Below are 16473 nucleotides of genomic sequence, written 5' to 3'. Positions count from 1 at the left end.
AACGAATTATCGATTTCTGTCCCACTCTCTTTTTACATGGACTTATGGTATACTAGGAGGAGATCATTCACTTATGAAGGAGAAAACAATGGTTTTACCAAATTTTAAAGAAAACCTCGAAAAATACGCTAAATTGTTAGTGGCGAACGGTATCAATGTGCAACCTGGGCATACCTTGGTCTTGAACATCGATGTGGAACAAAGAGAATTGGCCCACTTGATCGTGAAGGAAGCCTATGCCTTGGGGGCGCATGAAGTGATTGTCCAATGGGCAGATGATTTCACTACCCGGGAAAAATTCCTCCATGCACCGATGGATCGTTTGGACAATGTGCCAGACTACAAGATTGCGGAGATGAACTACCTCTTAGACCACAAAGCTAGTCGCTTGGGTGTGCGCTCGTCTGATCCAGGTGCCTTAAATGGTGTTGATGCAGAGAAGCTTTCTGCCTCGGCTAAGGCTTTGGGCATGGCCATGAAACCAATGCGCATCGCTACTCAATCTAACAAGGTCAGCTGGACCGTTGCTGCAGCAGCAGGTTTAGAATGGGCGAAAAAGGTCTTCCCAAATGCGGCGAGCGATGAAGAAGCAGTGGATCTCCTGTGGGATCAAATCTTCAAGACTTGCCGAGTCTACGAGGAAGATCCAGTCAAGGCTTGGGAAGAGCATGCAGCTATTCTCAAGAGCAAGGCAGATACACTGAATAAGGAACAATTCTCAGCCCTTCATTACACAGCCCCAGGGACTGATTTGACTCTTGGCTTGCCGAAAAACCACGTCTGGGAATCTGCCGGAGCCATCAATGCCCAAGGCGAAAGCTTCTTGCCAAACATGCCGACAGAAGAGGTCTTCACAGCTCCTGACTTCCGTCGCGCAGAAGGTTATGTAACGTCTACAAAACCGCTTAGCTATAACGGAAACATCATCGAAGGGATCAAAGTGACCTTTGAAAATGGAGAAATTGTGGATATCACAGCAGAAAAAGGCGATCAAGTCATGAAAGATTTGGTCTTCAAAAACAAGGGAGCGCGTGCCTTGGGTGAATGTGCCCTCGTCCCAGATCCAAGCCCAATTTCCCAATCAGGCATTACCTTCTTCAATACGCTCTTCGATGAAAATGCCTCTAACCACTTGGCCATCGGAGCAGCCTATGCAACCAGTGTAGAAGGTGGCGCAGAGTTCACAGAAGAAGAACTCGAAGCAGCCGGCCTTAACCGCTCAGACGTCCACGTCGACTTCATGATCGGCTCAAGCCAAATGGATATCGACGGTATCCGAGAAGACGGCACCCGCGTCCCAGTCTTCCGCAACGGAGATTGGGCGATATAGGGAGCAGGACAGAAATCAGTAACTCGAAGAGTTTGATTTCTACCTCGCTTTTCGATTTTAAGGCTCGGGCAAAAAAGGTCCACAGGACCTTTTTAGTCCCCCCCGCACAGTTGATGAGGAAGGGGCCTTGCTTCGCAATCCCTATCTACTACCTCAAAACAGTGTTTTGAGCCATCAACCCCTGTGCCCAAAATATAATAGAGTAAAAAGTATCCAACTGCTAAGAAGTTAGATACTTTTTTTGGTCAAAACTTGATCATCAAAGTAAAATCAGGTATGATGGATGGTATGTTCTTTTATGAATAAATAATATAATTATGACTGTCTAAGAATAAAATAGTATAGAAAGTAAGATCAATCTATGTTTAAACCAGCAAAAATCGATCGTTTGCCGAAAATGAATTTTCGATATCGTTTGTTAAAAGTAGAGAATGAATGGTATTTAATGGACGTCGATCGACCAATTATCATCACCTATTTTCTTCCATGGTTTACCTATTTTATCCCTCATAAAGGTTATCAGCTAACAGAGGATGAAGTAGAAGCAATAGCTCCGAAAGTTCTTAAAAGAGATAAGAACATACTTTCAACTCAGACTAAAGCAGGGATTTCAACACTTGGTGCTGGTTCCTTAGCAGTTTTACTAGGTAGAGCTTTTCCGATAGAGGATTATTTATATTTTACTTCCCATCTACTGAATCTAGTGCTAATGATCCTTGTTCTAATCATTGCTTTTGGAATTCGCATTTGGATCAGTATTGGGAAAAAAGAGTCGGTCATAAAGCCTTCCAAGAAAGCTAAAAAAATGTATTGTCGCCCAGTAAGATTTAGGTTACTACTAAAAAATCTTCTATTAGTAACATTGGCTTTATTTCTTTCAGCTGTATCATTTTGCTTTGTTCTGAGTACCAGTAAACCCAATCTAATTCTTCATGTGGCCTTATTTGCTTTTTCATTGGTTTTTTTATCACATGGTAATTTATTATTATATGCTTCAGGCGAGGATTATAAGGCAAAAATTAAAAAATAGGAAAAAGTGTAAATGTTAAGAAAGGATGATCTATGTTTAAACCAGCAAAAATCGAACGGTTGCCCAAAATGAACTTTCGCTATCATTTATTAAAAGTTGACGGAGAGTGGTATTTGATGGAAGTCGATCGGCCGATTATCATCACCTATTTTCTTCCGTGGTTTGTTTATTTTATCCCTCATAAAGCCTATCAGCTGACAGAGGATGAAGTAGGAGTCCTAGCTCCAAAAGTATTTGAAAGAGACAAGAAGCATCAGAGTTTAGTGAATAATAATATCGGGAGGGCATCGGTTGGTCTAGGTGTAACCTCCATGCTATTAGCAAGGGCGTTTCCAATAGAAAAATACCTCAATTTTACCTCTCACTTGCTTAATCTATCCTTGATGATGTTGATTTTAATTTTTGTAGTGGGACTTCGGATTTGGATGGGTAGAGGGGAAGGGATGCAGGAAATTGTGGCAGATAAAACACCTCGAAAAGTGTATTGCTTTCCTGAATATATAAAAAACATACTATTACCTTTAATATTTGTAACTTTTCTTATAGTCATGTTCATTGCAGTATGTTATGCAATTTTAATAAACTTTGAGCCCAATTTTATAATACATTTTGGTCTATTAATCTCATCATTTCTATTTTTATCAGCTGGGAATTTAATTTTTTATTCCCCAATCATCTCTTTCAAAGCCAAAGTCAAGTAGATCAAGTTAAGTGAAATTCAGAAGCAAGTGCAACATCCATCTGCTTTTGGATCTTAAAGGAATTTCTTAGAAAGGAGCATGTCATGAAAAACGAAAAGACAGTCGGTATTGAGCAGGTGAACAAAGTCTACTTTAAAAGTTTAGCCAATACACGTGCTTCAGCGGCTATGATGATCACTTCGTGGACAGGCGTATTTCTGTTCGCGATTGCAATCCTTTGTTTTTATTCGTATGATGTATCAAAAGGTATAAAACCATTTAGTCATTGGTTTTTTGATATCCTCGTCATCTATTGTCTTTACCATATCATTACATTTTTCTTGCCGTTAATGGGGACATTTATATATAGAAGACAAGTATTGTCAACGACCCTACTCTTATTCACCTATGCAGGGATGTTTTTATCGCTCCAAGTCATGGGCTTGCTCATCATTGTTTCTGCTCTGGCAAATAAAGAATTTGAGGTAGGTTTCCCGAAATATGGCTTCATCGTCATTCCTTTTCTTGTGATTTGTACCTTAGTGGGCTTTATTTATAATTATTTTTGGCTTAAGAAGCAGTTAAAGATTGGCTTTTCACCAACTAGAACCCTAGGAAATTATTTCGCAAAATCAAGTAGTTACAGTAGCAATGCCCTAACGATCATCTTCGTCTGCTCCATGATAGGAGCGGCCCTTACTGGCTATTATGGAGTGGTGCTAGGAGTATCCGTAAGCATACTATTCAGTTACGCTTTTACTCAGTTGCTGACAGAAGTGGGTTACCTCTTGTATTTGAAAACAAAAAGCAAGGAATACTGGGAGGATGAACCTGAAGATAATCCGACGTTGTGGGATTTACTATGGAATTGGTTGAAAGGCTTCAGCCTAAAAAAAGCTAAACTTCGCATTCCGTTAGAAATAGTATGCTATCTATTGATGTTTGTAGCACTTGATCATTTAGGATATGCTGATGCAAAGGTAAGACGACCAATCTGGTTGGTGTGGCTTGTCAGAATGATTACCCTAGGAATTGCCTTGGACTTCTTTATTAGCATGGCACGTACCATCATACGCAAGTTTTCGAATAAAAGGCAAGGCAAAAAATAACAAAAAAATACCTAACCGAGAGCTTTCTCAGTTAGGTATTTTTGTCATTTACGCCCTTTGTATCTTATTCTAATATCAAAAGTCCTTCTTTGATTTCAAATGGGTTGTTTGGGTTGATGCGGTCATAGAACATGATGCCGTTGGTGTGGTCGATTTCATGTTGAACGACAATGGAGTTGTAGCCTTTGAGTTTGATGCGTTTCTTTTCCCCATCTTTTGTGAAATACTCAACCGTCACGCGGGCATGACGAACCACATAGCCTGGGACGTTGCGGTCTACAGAGAGACAGCCTTCCCCGTCGCCAAGAGCTGCATCTTGCACAGAATGGGCGACAACCTTTGGATTGTACATGACTTCTTGAAGGCTATAGGCTTCTTTTGGTGGGTTGCCATCGGCATCTTCTGGATTGGGAACCAAAACAGCGATAATCCGTTTAGAGATATCCAACTGTGGTGCGGCAAGTCCAACTCCTCCACGGAGGCCAAGTTTTTCAGCCATAACAGGGTCTTGAGAATGGTGCAAGAATTGCATCATTTTTTCACCCAGGATAATTTCCTGATCAGACAAAGGGAAGGTTACATCTTCTGCAACAGCTCGAAGTGTTGGATTTCCTTCGCGGATAATGTCATCCATATCAATCAAATGGGACGCTCTTGTAACTTTTTCAATTGCTTTCATCGTTTTACTCTCACTTTCTTTCTACCCTCCATGATAACACAAAAGAACCTGAAATTAAAGTTTTCTGTCAGTTGTTTCCGTGTGTTTGATGGACAAGTCCCCCATTCTTTTTCGGTCTAAAATCGTATAGACCCGTCCTTCTCTTTTGATCAACCCCTCGTCAATCATCTGTTTGATCACGCGACTAAGGTGGCGGTAGCTGATCCCAAAACGCAGGGCCAGCTGATTCATCTTGGGCTTGAGGGTCCCATTTTCATCGCAATGTTCCAGAAAATGCGTAGCGAGGCGTTCCTTGACCGAATAATGAAAGTTTGCAGGAGCCAAATAGTTGATCTGGTGCAATTTCTCAGCCAAGGTCTTGGCCGTAGAGCGCAAAAAGGTTGGATCAAACAGGAGGCGCTTCTTAAAGTGCTGGGCTGGGAGCTGGACGACTAGCGAGTCTTGGTCTGCAATGACTGATGAGATACAGACCCGATCGAGCAGGAGCTCAATCTCTCCTAAGAGTCCAGGTTTTTCTTGGATTTCAAGGATGGTGTCGCTGCCATTTTCAAGACTGTGGATAATCTTGAGCCGGCCTTTGAGAAAATAAGGAATGACATCTTGCTCAGAACCTTGGCGGCAGATATAATCTCCAGCCTGATAGAGAACGAGGTCCAGCTGGCTGAGACAGTCGCCTGGAAAGATCTGGTCCAATTGGTAGTCAGTGATGATCTCCTTGAGTCTTGTAGATGGGGAAATTTTTTTCATCTCACTCTCCTAAAATAGGACAAATGTCCTGTTTTTCTATTTCTAAATTGATTATACTAGGATTCTATTGAAAATACTAGTTTGAATCTTTTTTGAAAAAACTAGTGAAATCAAAGTATTACCAGTAAAGTGTAGGAAATAAAAAAATGAAAAAAACAATGGAAAGAATCAGTCTCTTGAGCTTGTCGCTCATGCTGATCTCATCCTTTTCAATTACAGCCGGTTTGCCGGCTATGAAGGCTTATTTTAGTCACTTCGGATATTCAGCAAGTCAGGTGGAACTCTTGGTTTCCCTGCCAGCCTTTGCGGTCGTAGCCATGCTCTTTTTAAATAGCCTGATCGAGCGGTGGATGAGTGAGCGCCAGATGATTGTCGCAGGGCTTTTGCTCTTTTCAACTAGTGGCCTCTTGCCTTTGGTCGTGCAGGACTATCCTCTCATCTTTCTAAGTCGTTTGCTCTTTGGCTTGGGGACAGGAATGATCAATGCCAAGGCTATTTCAATTATCAGTGAGCGCTACTCGGGCAATGACAAGACTCGGATGCTGGGCTATCGGGGATCTGCTGAAGTGGTGGGCTCCGCCGTCTTGACCTTTATGGTGGGCCAACTCTTACCCCTAGGCTGGCCAGCGATCTTTGCCGTATATGGTGGTGGTTACTTGATTTTACTCCTCTATATCCTTTTTGTCCCGTATCCTAAGGAGCAAAAACAGGCTAGCTTGAAGGAGAAAAAGAAAGGTTCCGCACGCCTTCGCTCCCCTCAATGGCGTTTTAGTCTAATGCTAGCTGTGATTGCTGGTATCATCATTTGTTTCAATTCTATTATTAGTCTGCGCGTGCCGGATATCATTGTTGACGCTCATATGGGAACAGCGACAACAGCTGGAACCGTCTTGAGTCTGATGCAATTAACAGGGATTGTCGCAGGGGTAGGCTTTGCCAGTTTGACACATGTTTTCAAAAAGAACTTGCTCATGATCATGTGCTTTGGTTTCGGTCTGGCTTTGGCCTTGATTGGTTTGTCCAGCCAGCTGTGGAGCCTGATTCTAGGAACCCTCTTGGCCGGTTTTACCTACAGTACGGGAGTTACCAGTATCTTCTATCACCTATCTGAAAAAATCCCGACCAATCTCTTGAACCTTGCGACCTCGCTGGTCTTGATCGGCTGCAATCTCGGGTCAGCCCTCTCTTCTTTCTTCATCCAGTTGGTGACGCCACTAGCTCCCTCTAATCACCTGCTCTTTGTCTGGATTGGTGCTTTGATGGTCCTAACGGGAGTCTTCGCCTCACAATTACTAGCACGAACGAAATGATGGAGAAATCATTTCGTTTTTTTAATTCAATCTATTGCGTCCTGTCACTAGCTCGTGTTATTATAGGAGGAGTGTGAAAAAAAGATTAGTTTAAAGGATAGAATAATGAAAAAAATCATGGAGAAAGTGAGTATTCTCGCGCTTTCATTTATTTTGACGACCTCGTTTTCGATTTCGAGTGCGCAGTCGGCCATGTTTGCCTATTACAAGGGAATTCCTCACAGCATGATTGAGCTCTTGGTCTCGCTTCCTTCTGCCGGGATCATGGTTTCACTCATCTTCAATAAATGGATTGGACGCCTATTTTCAGAGCGTCAGATGATTGTGACGGGCTTAGTTGCTTACGCTCTATGTGGCTTTATTCCCTTAATCAGTCCAGCTTATCCAGTTGTCTTTTTGTCTCGGATTATTTTCGGGATGGCAGTTGGTTTGCTCAATGTTTCTGCCATTGCCATTATCAGTGAGCGCTATAAAGGAAAAGAACGCGTCCAAACTCTTGGTATTCGTGGTTCTGCAGAAGTTGTTGGGACGGCCGTTTTAACCTTTGGAGTCAGCCTTTTGATTCGCTTTGGCTGGCAGGCTGCCTTTCTCGTTTACGGCATCAGCATTCCTATCTTACTTTTGTATCTCTTATTTGTGCCATATAGTTCGAAAACAGTTGGTGTAGAGGAGAAACATCGGAATGATCAGATGACAGCTGGTCAATGGCGGACGGCACTAGGTTTAGCAGTCGTTGCGGCAGCTATCGTCTTGTCCAATGTCATGATCACCGTTCGGATTCCAAGTGTGGTAGAACAAGTTGGACATGGCACTGCCCAAACTGCGGGGGTTATTTTAGCAGCCATGCAATTTGTTGGGATCTTGGCAGGTTTGGCCTTCTCGCCCTTGACCTATCTATTCCGTGATCGTTTATTATTGGTTTCGGGAGTAGCTTATGGCTTGACCCAACTGTTGATCGGGGTTTCTACCAATCTCTGGATGCTCGCCATTGTGACCATCCTTGCAGGTTTTGCCTATAGTGTGGCTCTCACAACTGTTTATAATGTCTTATCTGATCAGATGCCAGCTGGAGTATTAAGTCAGGCAACATCCATTGCGGTGTTGGGGTGTAGTGCAGGTTCGATCGCAACGACCTTTGTCCTTAGTCTATTAGGGACGATCTCATCTGCTCCAGCCTTCATTTTTGGATTTTCTGGTATCCTCATGATCCTGATTTCCTTTTTTGGCCTTTGGATTGTGCGAAAGAGCGGGAAGTAATCATGCGGCTAGATAAATTTTTAGTGGATTGTGGCGTGGGGAGTAGGACCGAGGTCAAGCAGCTTCTCAAGCAAAAGAAAATCGCAGTGAATGGGAAAAAAGAGACAGCAGGGAAGCTACAGATTGATCCAGCCAAGGATCAGGTGACCTTTATGGGGGAAAATCTGGTCCATGAAACCTTTGTGTATTATCTGCTTCATAAACCAGCTGGAGTCATCTCAGCGACTGAGGATGACCATCACCAAACTGTCTTGGATCTATTGGATGAGACAGCCCGTCACAAGGAAGTCTTTCCTGTCGGGCGCCTAGATATCGATACCCATGGCTTGCTCCTTTTGACCAATAATGGTAAGCTCGCCCATGCCATGCTTTCACCGAAGAAGCATGTGTCGAAGGTCTACCGTGCCCAGGTGGCTGGGATCATGGATGAGGCAGATGTGGCCCGTTTTGAAGCAGGCATTGCCCTCAAAGACTTCACGACTTTGCCTGCGAGATTGCAGATCTTAGAGGTGCATGAGACAAGCGCCAGTTCCTATGTCGAAATTGAAATTGCAGAAGGAAAATTCCATCAGATCAAGCGCATGGTCGCTGCCTGTGGCAAGGAAGTAGTGGATTTAGAGCGGATCTCGATGGGTCCTCTAACGCTAGATCCCACTCTTCAATTGGGAGAATGGCGGAGACTCCATCCTTCTGAACTCAAGTCCCTAGAGGTCTTCGGAGTTCCCTTATAAGCAAAAAAACAAGCAGTCTGATTCTTACAGACTGCTTGTTTTTATTTGTATCAAGAAAATGAACTGAAAAGACAAAAAATGAATTTAATTGCTTGTTATATCAAAGCAAATTGTTTATAATGAAAAAAGATAGGTTGTGTATAAAATCACAATATGTAGTGATAATTTTTCTACTCACATACCTTATCTAGTAAACGTAGAAAAAGGAGAAAAATCGTTTATGAAAAAGTGGCTCTATTCTGTTGTGACAACAGTTGCCCTATTTTTACTAGCGGCTTTAGGATTTGCCAAACCCAATAGTCCAGCTAAAGTCCATGCAGATACGATCAATGATGTTGTGACATCTGTAAACATATCGAAATCAACTGGTGGAGCGATTACAGATCCACTCGGTGTTTGGGAGAGTTTTCAAGTTGAAGCAAACTTTGTGTTGCCGAATGGACGTGTAAAAAAGGGAGATCAGACCGTTATCCAACTTGGAGATGACTTTAAGGTCTTTGAAACGGACACCATCGACCTGCTGGATCCAAGTGGTCAAAAAGTTGCGACAGCAACGGTAGATGATCAAAGAAAAGTCATTACTGTAACCTATACGGATTATCCTGAAAGAATGGCTAATGTGACAGGGAAACTGCGTTTCTTTGCGCGTGTAGACCACCAAGTTGTCAAAGGTCAAAAGACACTTGATTTTACTCTCACGATCGATAAGAAAGTGATTTCAGGTGGGAATATCGATTACAAAGGGGTGAACCCGGGTGAAAATCCTCCTACTCCAGAAGTCTTTAGCAAATGGGGATGGACCAACTCAGACGATAAATTAAAATTGACCTATACCTTGAATATCAATCAAGGTCACACTGCCCTTCATAATATTGATATTAAAGACCAATTGGCCTTTACAGATGGAAAAATCAAAGCAGATTCTGTCAATATCCATACAGGAACTTGGCAGATCGATAACGAAGATGGTGCCTATCATCTGCGGAATACTACAAATGTAACCAAGAATTATTCCCCTGTTGTCAGTGCTGACGGTCGTTCTCTGACGGTTCATATCGGAGATCTAGCTCCAGAACAAGGTATGACTGTTCGCTATGATGTTTATTTGGACAAGGTCCCAGCCATCAATACATCCTACAAAAACAATGCGACGATGACCGCGACAGAAATCAAGGAGCAAAATAAGGTTGCAGATATTCTGTATCAATTCCTTGATGGAGACTTCAATGGTGAGAAATACTCCTTCACCATTCATAAAAAAGGTGAAAATGGTCAGGCTCTTGCAGGTGCTGTTTTTGCTGTGACAGCAGATGATACTGGTGAGCAAGTTGGAACCATTACGACAGATGAGAATGGTGTTGGCACCATTACTGGTTTGATCAAACAAGCTTATACGGTTAAAGAAATTCAAGCTCCGACAGGCTATGTGCTCTCTGAAGAACCTATCAAGATCAGCAAGGACGATTTTGGAAATGACCTCGCAATTTCTCGTGATGTCGTAAACCAAAAAGAAAAAACAAGCGTTGCTGGTCAAAAGACATGGAATGACAATGACAACCAAGATGGCAAGCGTCCATCAAAAATCACAGTCAACCTCCTAGCAAATGGTGTCAAAGTCGCTTCCAAAGAAGTGAAAGCAGATGCTGCAGGAACCTGGGCTTATCAGTTTGATAATCTCGATGTGGTCGATGATGCTGGTAATGTCATTGCTTACACTGTTTCAGAAGAACCTGTTGAAGGCTATGAAACAACTATCGAAGGAACCAATATTACCAACACTCGTACACCAGAAGTTGTTGAAATTCCAGTAACGAAGATCTGGAAAGATAATGATAATCAAGATGGTGTTCGTCCTGAAAAGGTCACTGTTCGTCTCCTTGCAGATGGTACAGAAGTAGCTAGCCAAGAGCTAAGTGCAGCGACTGATTGGAAGACAGTCTTTACCAATCTTCCAAAATACAATCACGGTAAACAAATTGTCTACACAGTCACAGAAGACACAGTAGCCAATTACTCTGCTGCGATTGATGGAACAACTATTACCAATAGCTACAAGCCAGGTAAAACCAGCGTCACTGTTACAAAACGTTGGGAAGACAACAATGACCAAGATGGCAAACGTCCAAGCGCCATTAAGGTACAGCTCTATGCAGATGGCAAAGCTCAAGGAAAAGAAGTAGAACTTTCTGCTAAAAATAACTGGACTCATACTTTTAGCAATTTGCCTCTAAAAGCGAAAGGCAAAGAGATTCAGTACCAAGTGAAAGAAGTTGGAACAGTCAAAGGCTATACTAGTACGATCGATGACAGTAACAAGGGAAATGTAGTGATCACCAATAGCCGCACACCAGAAGTAACGGAAGTAGCTGTTAAGAAGATCTGGGATGATGCAGACAATAAAGATGGTCTTCGTCCTGAAAAAATCACAGTTCGCCTCCTTGCGGATGGTCAAGAAGTGGCTGTAAAAGAAATTACAGCTACGGATAATTGGCAGGCAAGCTTTACGGATCTACCCGTATACAAGGAAGGTAAGAAGATTGCCTACACGATTACAGAGGATCCAGTAGCAGGTTATACAAGCAACATTGATGGTTTCACGGTAACCAATCGTCATACACCACCAACAACACCTCCTACCACACCACCAAGTACACCGCCAACGACTCCGCCTACAACCCCACCAACGACACCGCCAACAACTCCACCGACGACACCGCCAACAACGCCGCCAAGCACACCGGAAAAACCAGAAACTCCAACGACACCAAAAGAAGGAAAGAAAAAAATTCTTCCATCAACTGGTGAAGTTGTTGCTTACGGATTGACCATACTCGGTGCCCTCTTAGCAATTTTTGCTTTGGCTTTGCTCTTGCGTGGTAAACGGAAAGAGAAATAAGCTTCATACCGATAAAGAGGCTGGGACAAAAATCCTAGCCTCTCAATTTTCTTTGGATTGTCGAGCAAGACGCAGTGGTTGAGTGGGCTCTACTACGCTGATTTCATCAGCTTTTACAGCCCTACTCAACTGTGCGGAGGTGGGACGACGAAATCGAATTCTAACGAATTACCGATTTCTGTCCCACTCTCTTTTGAATAAGTTACTTGAAGAATGATCCATCAAACCGTCCAAATTCCCAAGGTTCTTTTTAGAAAAGAGAAAAGCTCCTCTCAAAGGAAACATAAGTGTTTGACAGAAAGATGAAATCTTGGTAGAATAAGAAGGTCGAATAGACAACTAACTCTTTCTTGGTAGCAGGATATGCCAAACCTGCCACTCGGATAGAGCATAAAGAAAAGGAGCTTATCATGGCAATCTCAAAAGAGAAAAAAAATGAAATCATTGCACAATACGCACGTCACGAAGGTGACACTGGTTCAGTAGAAGTACAAGTTGCTGTCCTTACTTGGGAAATCAACCACTTGAACGAACACATCAAACAACACAAAAAAGACCACGCTACTTACCGTGGTTTGATGAAGAAAATCGGTCGCCGTCGTAACTTGTTGGCTTACCTTCGTACAAACGACGTTAACCGTTACCGTGAGTTGATCAACTCTCTTGGACTTCGTCGTTAATCATGATGCTAAGGGCGCCAAAAATCCGTATGAAAATAGGGAAACGACACAGTGTTCGATGAACACAAGGAGTTTCATCTTTTTCACTAGGATTTTAGCCCGAGCTCAAAACAGCTCTCTGAATTCAGAGGGCTGTTCTTTTTTGCCAAGTGCTTAGGCCGTGTTCAATTGAATACAAAAAAGTTACTCTATTGTAGAGTAGCTTTTCTTTTTCACTAGAATTATAGTACAATCTTCGGTTCGTCGCCTTGTCTAGAAACGTTTTATCCAGCAAGAATGGAGCCCTCTGAATTCAGAGGGCTTTTTTGTTGTCTTTTCCTTATCGAACGAGATCCATCATTCTGAGGAAGTCGTTTTGTTTGACAGATGTAATGTATAGAGTTACAATTGATGCATCTTAAGAAATAGAGGTTATCGATATGATTGATATTACATATCTAGACGGTGCAAAACAAGAAAGAGTCATGCATTTTGATTCCTACGATGAGTTTGAACGCTCCCAACAAGCTTGCTTGATTGGGGTAGCAGATTTTTATCCTGTTGTGAAACTGACCTATAATGGGCATGAATTGGATTACCAAGGGACTTACGGAGATGTCTTCTTCTATTTGATGAAGCAAGATTTGACGCAGTACCAAAACTAAAGGAGAAAGAAAATGGCAAAAGTAATTACAGACGCAACATTTGAAGCAGAAACAAAAGAAGGCTTGGTCTTGGTAGACTTTTGGGCAACCTGGTGTGGTCCATGTCGCATGCAAGCTCCTATTTTAGAAAAATTATCGGAAGAACTTTCGGAAGATGAGTTAAAAATCCTAAAAATGGATGTGGATGAAAATCCAGAAACAGCGCGTGCTTTCGGCATTATGTCCATCCCAACCTTGCTCTTTAAAAAAGATGGGCAGGTTGTTAAACAAGTAGCAGGAGTGCATACCGCAGCACAAATTAAGGCCATTGTGGCGGAGTTGAGTTAAAAAGCAAAAAAGCTAAAGAAGAATGAACCTTCTTTAGCTTTTTTTATGCGCGATGACATTCGTTTCTATTAGAGAGCTTACCATGCTAATCCAATACTGGCTATTTCTTTTTTTGAAGCGAATTGCCCATTTGGTCTGTGCCATCTTCCACTTGCATCTCTATAATATCCACCGCCCGAAACAGTTTGATTTTGTGCTTGTTGTTGCTGCGCTTGTTGGGCAGCTTGTCTTGCCTGTTCAGCAGCTGTGGCTTGTCGAGCTTGTTCAGCTTGTTGTTCTCTGACAGTAATAGCATTTTGTACTAATCCAACACGATGAGTTAAGCGATCTTTTGTTCCTTGATCAGCTACATTTGCGATGGCAGCTTGAGCTGGAGCAATATTTTCTATTACTTGATTGTTTTCTAAGGCTTGTACGGCAGACTCAGCTTGAGCAGCAAGTTGTTTTGCTTCAGCCTCTTTTTTTTCACGCTCTTCTTTTTCTTTTCGTTCCTGTTCTTCTTTCGCCTTTTTCTCGCGTTCTTCTTTTTCTTTTCGTTCTTGTTCTTCTTTTGCCTTTCTCTCTTTTTCAGCTTTCTCTGCTTTCTCTTTCTCAGCTTTTTCTTTTACTTCTTTTTCACGTTTTGCCTCAGCCTCTTTTTTCGCACTTTCATCATTTTTAGAAGGAGTGGATGCAAAATGAGTGGCTTGAGCCTGCTCTTCTTGCTTAGTGGAAGCAATATTAGGGTTGATTAAGTATGCACCTCCGACTGCAAGAACTGAAGCAATAGCAGCGATATTTCTTTTAGCAGCGTTGGGTTTCTTTTTAGCAAAATACCAGGCAAATCCTATACCACAAAAAAATAGGATAGGAAGAATGATCTTGGGATTAAAAATCATAAAGAGGATTCCGAGACCGTAAAGAACGACTTTCCAAACTGGTTGGGCCATGATATAATCGACAAACTTTTTCATTTTTTTCTCCATATTTAGTAATGTTTTTCACAATAATCATACCACAATATAAGAGCGCTTTCAATCACTAACTGGTAACATTTTAATAAAAAAATCAGACTTAGATTAAACTAAGTCTGAAAATTGTTCTTATTCTCCCAATTCTGCACTGTAGGCAATAATTTGATCCACAGTGTCTGAAAGGAATTGGATGGTATCGCGAAGTGGTTTGTCAGTTGAGATATCTGCTCCGATGATCATGGCTGACTCAAGTGGGGTCTTGCTACCACCTGATTTGAGGAGGTCCAGCCAATCTTTAGCTCCATTTTCGGAGTTCTTCAAATGCAGGTAACCCGCTGTTGAGATAACCAAGCCTGCTGAGTAGGTGTAGCTGTAAAGCCCCATGTAGTAGTGGCTTTGGCGCATCCAGGTCAAAGCTGCATCGTCATCGATTTCAACGGCGTCTCCCCAGAATTCGGTCAAGACTTCCTTCATGATGCTGTTGAGCTTGCTAGCACCGAAGGTACCACCTTCTTCGATCAGGGTGTAGACCTTGCGTTGGAAGGCTGCTTCTAGCAAGTGGGTGATGAAGTTGTGGAAGTAGGTGTCTGTCAAACGGTGAGCTAGGGCAAAGCGTTTTTGACGAGGATCGTCAAACTGGTGTTCCAAGTAGTCGCTAAGGAGGAGCTCGTTAAAGGTAGAAGGAGCTTCCACATAGTAGGTCGACATGTGGGCGTTGAAGTAGCTTTGGTTGTTGTCTGAGAAGATGAATTGACCAGAGTGTCCGATCTCGTGGATTAGGGTGTAAACATCGCTCATTCGTCCTGTCCAGCTCATGAGGACATAAGGATGGACGCGGTAAGGATCGGCTGCATAACCACCGGAATCCTTGCCTTCATTGGCGGCAAAATCGACCCAACGTTCGGTTTGGTAGCGGGCAATTTCGCGAGAATATTCTTCGCCAAGAGGTGCCACAGATTTCATGACCAAGTCATAAGCGTCATCAATGGTGACATCTGGGTTGAGCGCACTGTCCAAGTCCAACTTCCAATCAGCAAAGGTCATTTTCTCAAGGCCGTTGACCTTGGCCACGTGTTTGAGGAATTTTTGAGCTACTGGAGCGAAGTCCTTCATGATCAGGTCAATCTGACGATCAAACATGGCACGATCCACTTCCTGTTCAGCCAAGAGATAGTCAAATACGGAATCGTAGCCTCGCATATCTGCGATTAGTTTTTCAGATTTGACTTGGGCTAGATAGGTAGCAGCAGCCGTGTTTTGGTGCTTGCGGAGACCTTCTGAGAAGGAACGAAAGGCTTTTTCACGGACTTCCGCATTCTCATGGTTTTGGTAGAAGTTTTCATAGGTGACAAAGCTATTCTTGTAAACTTTTCCATCTACTTCAAAATCAGCCATTTCAAAGTCACCTGCCCGCATCTTGGTATAGATGTCTTGCGGTCCGTAGAAGACTTCACCCAGGTTGGTCAGAGTTTTTTCTACGTCAGCTCCCAAGTAGTGAGCTTTTTTGATTTTAGCCTGACGAATGGCAAAAGTGAGGTGAGGGAGTTGACCCAGGCGTTCAAGGACTTCTTCATCCGCTTCTACCAAAGCATCATCAAAGAAGGAAAGTTCAACGCTCGCCCAAGTTTCGAAATCCATCCCTGCTTGGGCAATTTCTGCAAAAGCTTCATCCCCAAAGTCCGTCGTTTGGGGCATAAAGCTGTAGTTGCCAATGTGGCTGAGTTGGATCTGAATTTGTTCAAAGACTGTAAAGGCAGCTTCAAAGTCTTCAAAGGTGTGGAGGTTGCCTTTGTAGTTACGGACAAATTCATTGATTTCTTCACGTGTTTTTTCAATGGCACGCAAGAAGTCTTCCTGGTCTTGGTAGAGGGCTGTGAGGTCCCAGAGTTCGTTCTCAGGAAATTCAGAACGTTTTTTTAATTCCATAGTGTTCTCCTTTTGATCAAATAACTATACTAAGTATATCAGAAAAAAGGGCAGAAACATAGAGGAAGAGGGGAAAATGCTTGTGTGAAAATCTTGAAAAGAGCTGGAAAAAAGTTAAGATTAAAAAACTTAAGTTTAACCACTATATTTAGGTAAGGCATGGATTGGAATTTC

15 protein-coding genes are annotated in these 16473 nt (G+C 42.6%); 11 read left to right on the top strand and 4 right to left on the bottom strand.

Annotated features, from left to right (window positions below):
• Nucleotides 1-88 precede the first annotated feature (88 nt).
• From HMPREF2704_RS04480 to HMPREF2704_RS04465, 4 genes are all read left to right on the top strand, one after another.
• Nucleotides 89-1330 carry an aminopeptidase gene (locus HMPREF2704_RS04480; RefSeq protein WP_061590964.1) on the top strand — a complete coding sequence of 414 codons (1242 nt, stop codon included), beginning with the start codon at nt 89-91 and terminating at the stop codon, nt 1328-1330.
• 361 nt (nt 1331-1691) lie between these two features.
• Complete coding sequence (locus HMPREF2704_RS04475) at nt 1692-2360, top strand: DUF443 family protein (protein WP_049523288.1); 669 nt, start codon at nt 1692-1694, stop codon at nt 2358-2360.
• 32 nt (nt 2361-2392) lie between these two features.
• Nucleotides 2393-3061: a DUF443 family protein gene (locus HMPREF2704_RS04470; protein WP_070845797.1), complete on the top strand. Its 669-nt coding sequence runs from the start codon at nt 2393-2395 to the stop codon at nt 3059-3061.
• Nucleotides 3062-3144: 83 nt separating this feature from the next.
• Nucleotides 3145-4149, top strand: coding sequence for a hypothetical protein (locus HMPREF2704_RS04465; RefSeq protein WP_049523284.1), 1005 nt, complete (start codon nt 3145-3147; stop codon nt 4147-4149).
• Between the two features lie 64 nt (nt 4150-4213).
• Here HMPREF2704_RS04465 and def read toward each other — a convergent pair whose 3' ends face one another.
• Together def and HMPREF2704_RS04455 are read right to left on the bottom strand one after the other, a co-directional pair.
• Nucleotides 4214-4828 (bottom strand): peptide deformylase, encoded by a 615-nt coding sequence (def, locus tag HMPREF2704_RS04460; protein WP_003004253.1) that lies wholly within the window; start codon nt 4826-4828, stop codon nt 4214-4216.
• A gap of 54 nt (nt 4829-4882) precedes the next feature.
• Complete coding sequence (locus HMPREF2704_RS04455; RefSeq protein WP_049523282.1) at nt 4883-5575, bottom strand: cyclic nucleotide-binding domain-containing protein; 693 nt, start codon at nt 5573-5575, stop codon at nt 4883-4885.
• A 146-nt stretch (nt 5576-5721) separates the two neighbouring features.
• Between HMPREF2704_RS04455 and HMPREF2704_RS04450 the strand changes: the two genes are divergently transcribed.
• The 7 genes from HMPREF2704_RS04450 to trxA all read left to right on the top strand — a co-directional run bounded on the left by HMPREF2704_RS04450 (nt 5722) and on the right by trxA (nt 13420).
• Nucleotides 5722-6885: an MFS transporter gene (locus tag HMPREF2704_RS04450; RefSeq protein ID WP_070845795.1), complete on the top strand. Its 1164-nt coding sequence runs from the start codon at nt 5722-5724 to the stop codon at nt 6883-6885.
• A gap of 105 nt (nt 6886-6990) precedes the next feature.
• Entirely contained in the window at nt 6991-8142 is a 1152-nt protein-coding gene (locus HMPREF2704_RS04445) for an MFS transporter (protein ID WP_070845793.1), read from the top strand.
• 2 nt (nt 8143-8144) lie between these two features.
• Nucleotides 8145-8873 (top strand): pseudouridine synthase, encoded by a 729-nt coding sequence (locus HMPREF2704_RS04440; RefSeq protein WP_070845791.1) that lies wholly within the window; start codon nt 8145-8147, stop codon nt 8871-8873.
• Between the two features lie 220 nt (nt 8874-9093).
• Nucleotides 9094-11769 (top strand): Cna B-type domain-containing protein, encoded by a 2676-nt coding sequence (locus tag HMPREF2704_RS04435; RefSeq protein WP_070845790.1) that lies wholly within the window; start codon nt 9094-9096, stop codon nt 11767-11769.
• A gap of 410 nt (nt 11770-12179) precedes the next feature.
• Entirely contained in the window at nt 12180-12449 is a 270-nt protein-coding gene (rpsO, locus tag HMPREF2704_RS04430) for a 30S ribosomal protein S15 (protein ID WP_003004251.1), read from the top strand.
• Nucleotides 12450-12868: 419 nt separating this feature from the next.
• Entirely contained in the window at nt 12869-13093 is a 225-nt protein-coding gene (locus tag HMPREF2704_RS04425) for a DUF4649 family protein (RefSeq protein WP_024054957.1), read from the top strand.
• A 12-nt stretch (nt 13094-13105) separates the two neighbouring features.
• Nucleotides 13106-13420 carry a thioredoxin gene (gene trxA / locus HMPREF2704_RS04420; RefSeq protein WP_070845789.1) on the top strand — a complete coding sequence of 105 codons (315 nt, stop codon included), beginning with the start codon at nt 13106-13108 and terminating at the stop codon, nt 13418-13420.
• 77 nt (nt 13421-13497) lie between these two features.
• Here trxA and HMPREF2704_RS04415 read toward each other — a convergent pair whose 3' ends face one another.
• Together HMPREF2704_RS04415 and pepF are read right to left on the bottom strand one after the other, a co-directional pair.
• Nucleotides 13498-14373 (bottom strand): calcium-binding protein, encoded by an 876-nt coding sequence (locus HMPREF2704_RS04415; RefSeq protein WP_070845788.1) that lies wholly within the window; start codon nt 14371-14373, stop codon nt 13498-13500.
• A 129-nt stretch (nt 14374-14502) separates the two neighbouring features.
• Nucleotides 14503-16299, bottom strand: coding sequence for an oligoendopeptidase F (gene pepF / locus HMPREF2704_RS04410; RefSeq protein ID WP_070845787.1), 1797 nt, complete (start codon nt 16297-16299; stop codon nt 14503-14505).
• Between the last annotated feature and the right edge of the window lie 174 nt (nt 16300-16473).

The organism is Streptococcus sp. HMSC076C09 (assembly GCF_001837905.1).
Lineage (GTDB): Bacteria > Bacillota > Bacilli > Lactobacillales > Streptococcaceae > Streptococcus > Streptococcus parasanguinis_I.
This window is presented reverse-complemented; position numbering and strand designations above follow the sequence as displayed.

Excerpts from the sequence above, each read along its gene's own strand:
- HMPREF2704_RS04440 (WP_070845791.1), top strand. The coding sequence starts at position 8,145 with ATGCGGCTAGATAAATTTTTAGTGGATTGTGGCGTGGGGAGTAGGACC.
- HMPREF2704_RS04425 (WP_024054957.1), top strand. The coding sequence starts at position 12,869 with ATGATTGATATTACATATCTAGACGGTGCAAAACAAGAAAGAGTCATG.
- HMPREF2704_RS04435 (WP_070845790.1), top strand. The coding sequence starts at position 9,094 with ATGAAAAAGTGGCTCTATTCTGTTGTGACAACAGTTGCCCTATTTTTA.
- HMPREF2704_RS04415 (WP_070845788.1), bottom strand. The coding sequence starts at position 14,373 with ATGAAAAAGTTTGTCGATTATATCATGGCCCAACCAGTTTGGAAAGTC.
- def (WP_003004253.1), bottom strand. The coding sequence starts at position 4,828 with ATGAAAGCAATTGAAAAAGTTACAAGAGCGTCCCATTTGATTGATATG.
- HMPREF2704_RS04455 (WP_049523282.1), bottom strand. The coding sequence starts at position 5,575 with ATGAAAAAAATTTCCCCATCTACAAGACTCAAGGAGATCATCACTGAC.
- HMPREF2704_RS04465 (WP_049523284.1), top strand. The coding sequence starts at position 3,145 with ATGAAAAACGAAAAGACAGTCGGTATTGAGCAGGTGAACAAAGTCTAC.
- HMPREF2704_RS04450 (WP_070845795.1), top strand. The coding sequence starts at position 5,722 with ATGAAAAAAACAATGGAAAGAATCAGTCTCTTGAGCTTGTCGCTCATG.
- HMPREF2704_RS04480 (WP_061590964.1), top strand. The coding sequence starts at position 89 with ATGGTTTTACCAAATTTTAAAGAAAACCTCGAAAAATACGCTAAATTG.
- trxA (WP_070845789.1), top strand. The coding sequence starts at position 13,106 with ATGGCAAAAGTAATTACAGACGCAACATTTGAAGCAGAAACAAAAGAA.
- HMPREF2704_RS04470 (WP_070845797.1), top strand. The coding sequence starts at position 2,393 with ATGTTTAAACCAGCAAAAATCGAACGGTTGCCCAAAATGAACTTTCGC.
- rpsO (WP_003004251.1), top strand. The coding sequence starts at position 12,180 with ATGGCAATCTCAAAAGAGAAAAAAAATGAAATCATTGCACAATACGCA.
- HMPREF2704_RS04475 (WP_049523288.1), top strand. The coding sequence starts at position 1,692 with ATGTTTAAACCAGCAAAAATCGATCGTTTGCCGAAAATGAATTTTCGA.
- HMPREF2704_RS04445 (WP_070845793.1), top strand. The coding sequence starts at position 6,991 with ATGAAAAAAATCATGGAGAAAGTGAGTATTCTCGCGCTTTCATTTATT.
- pepF (WP_070845787.1), bottom strand. The coding sequence starts at position 16,299 with ATGGAATTAAAAAAACGTTCTGAATTTCCTGAGAACGAACTCTGGGAC.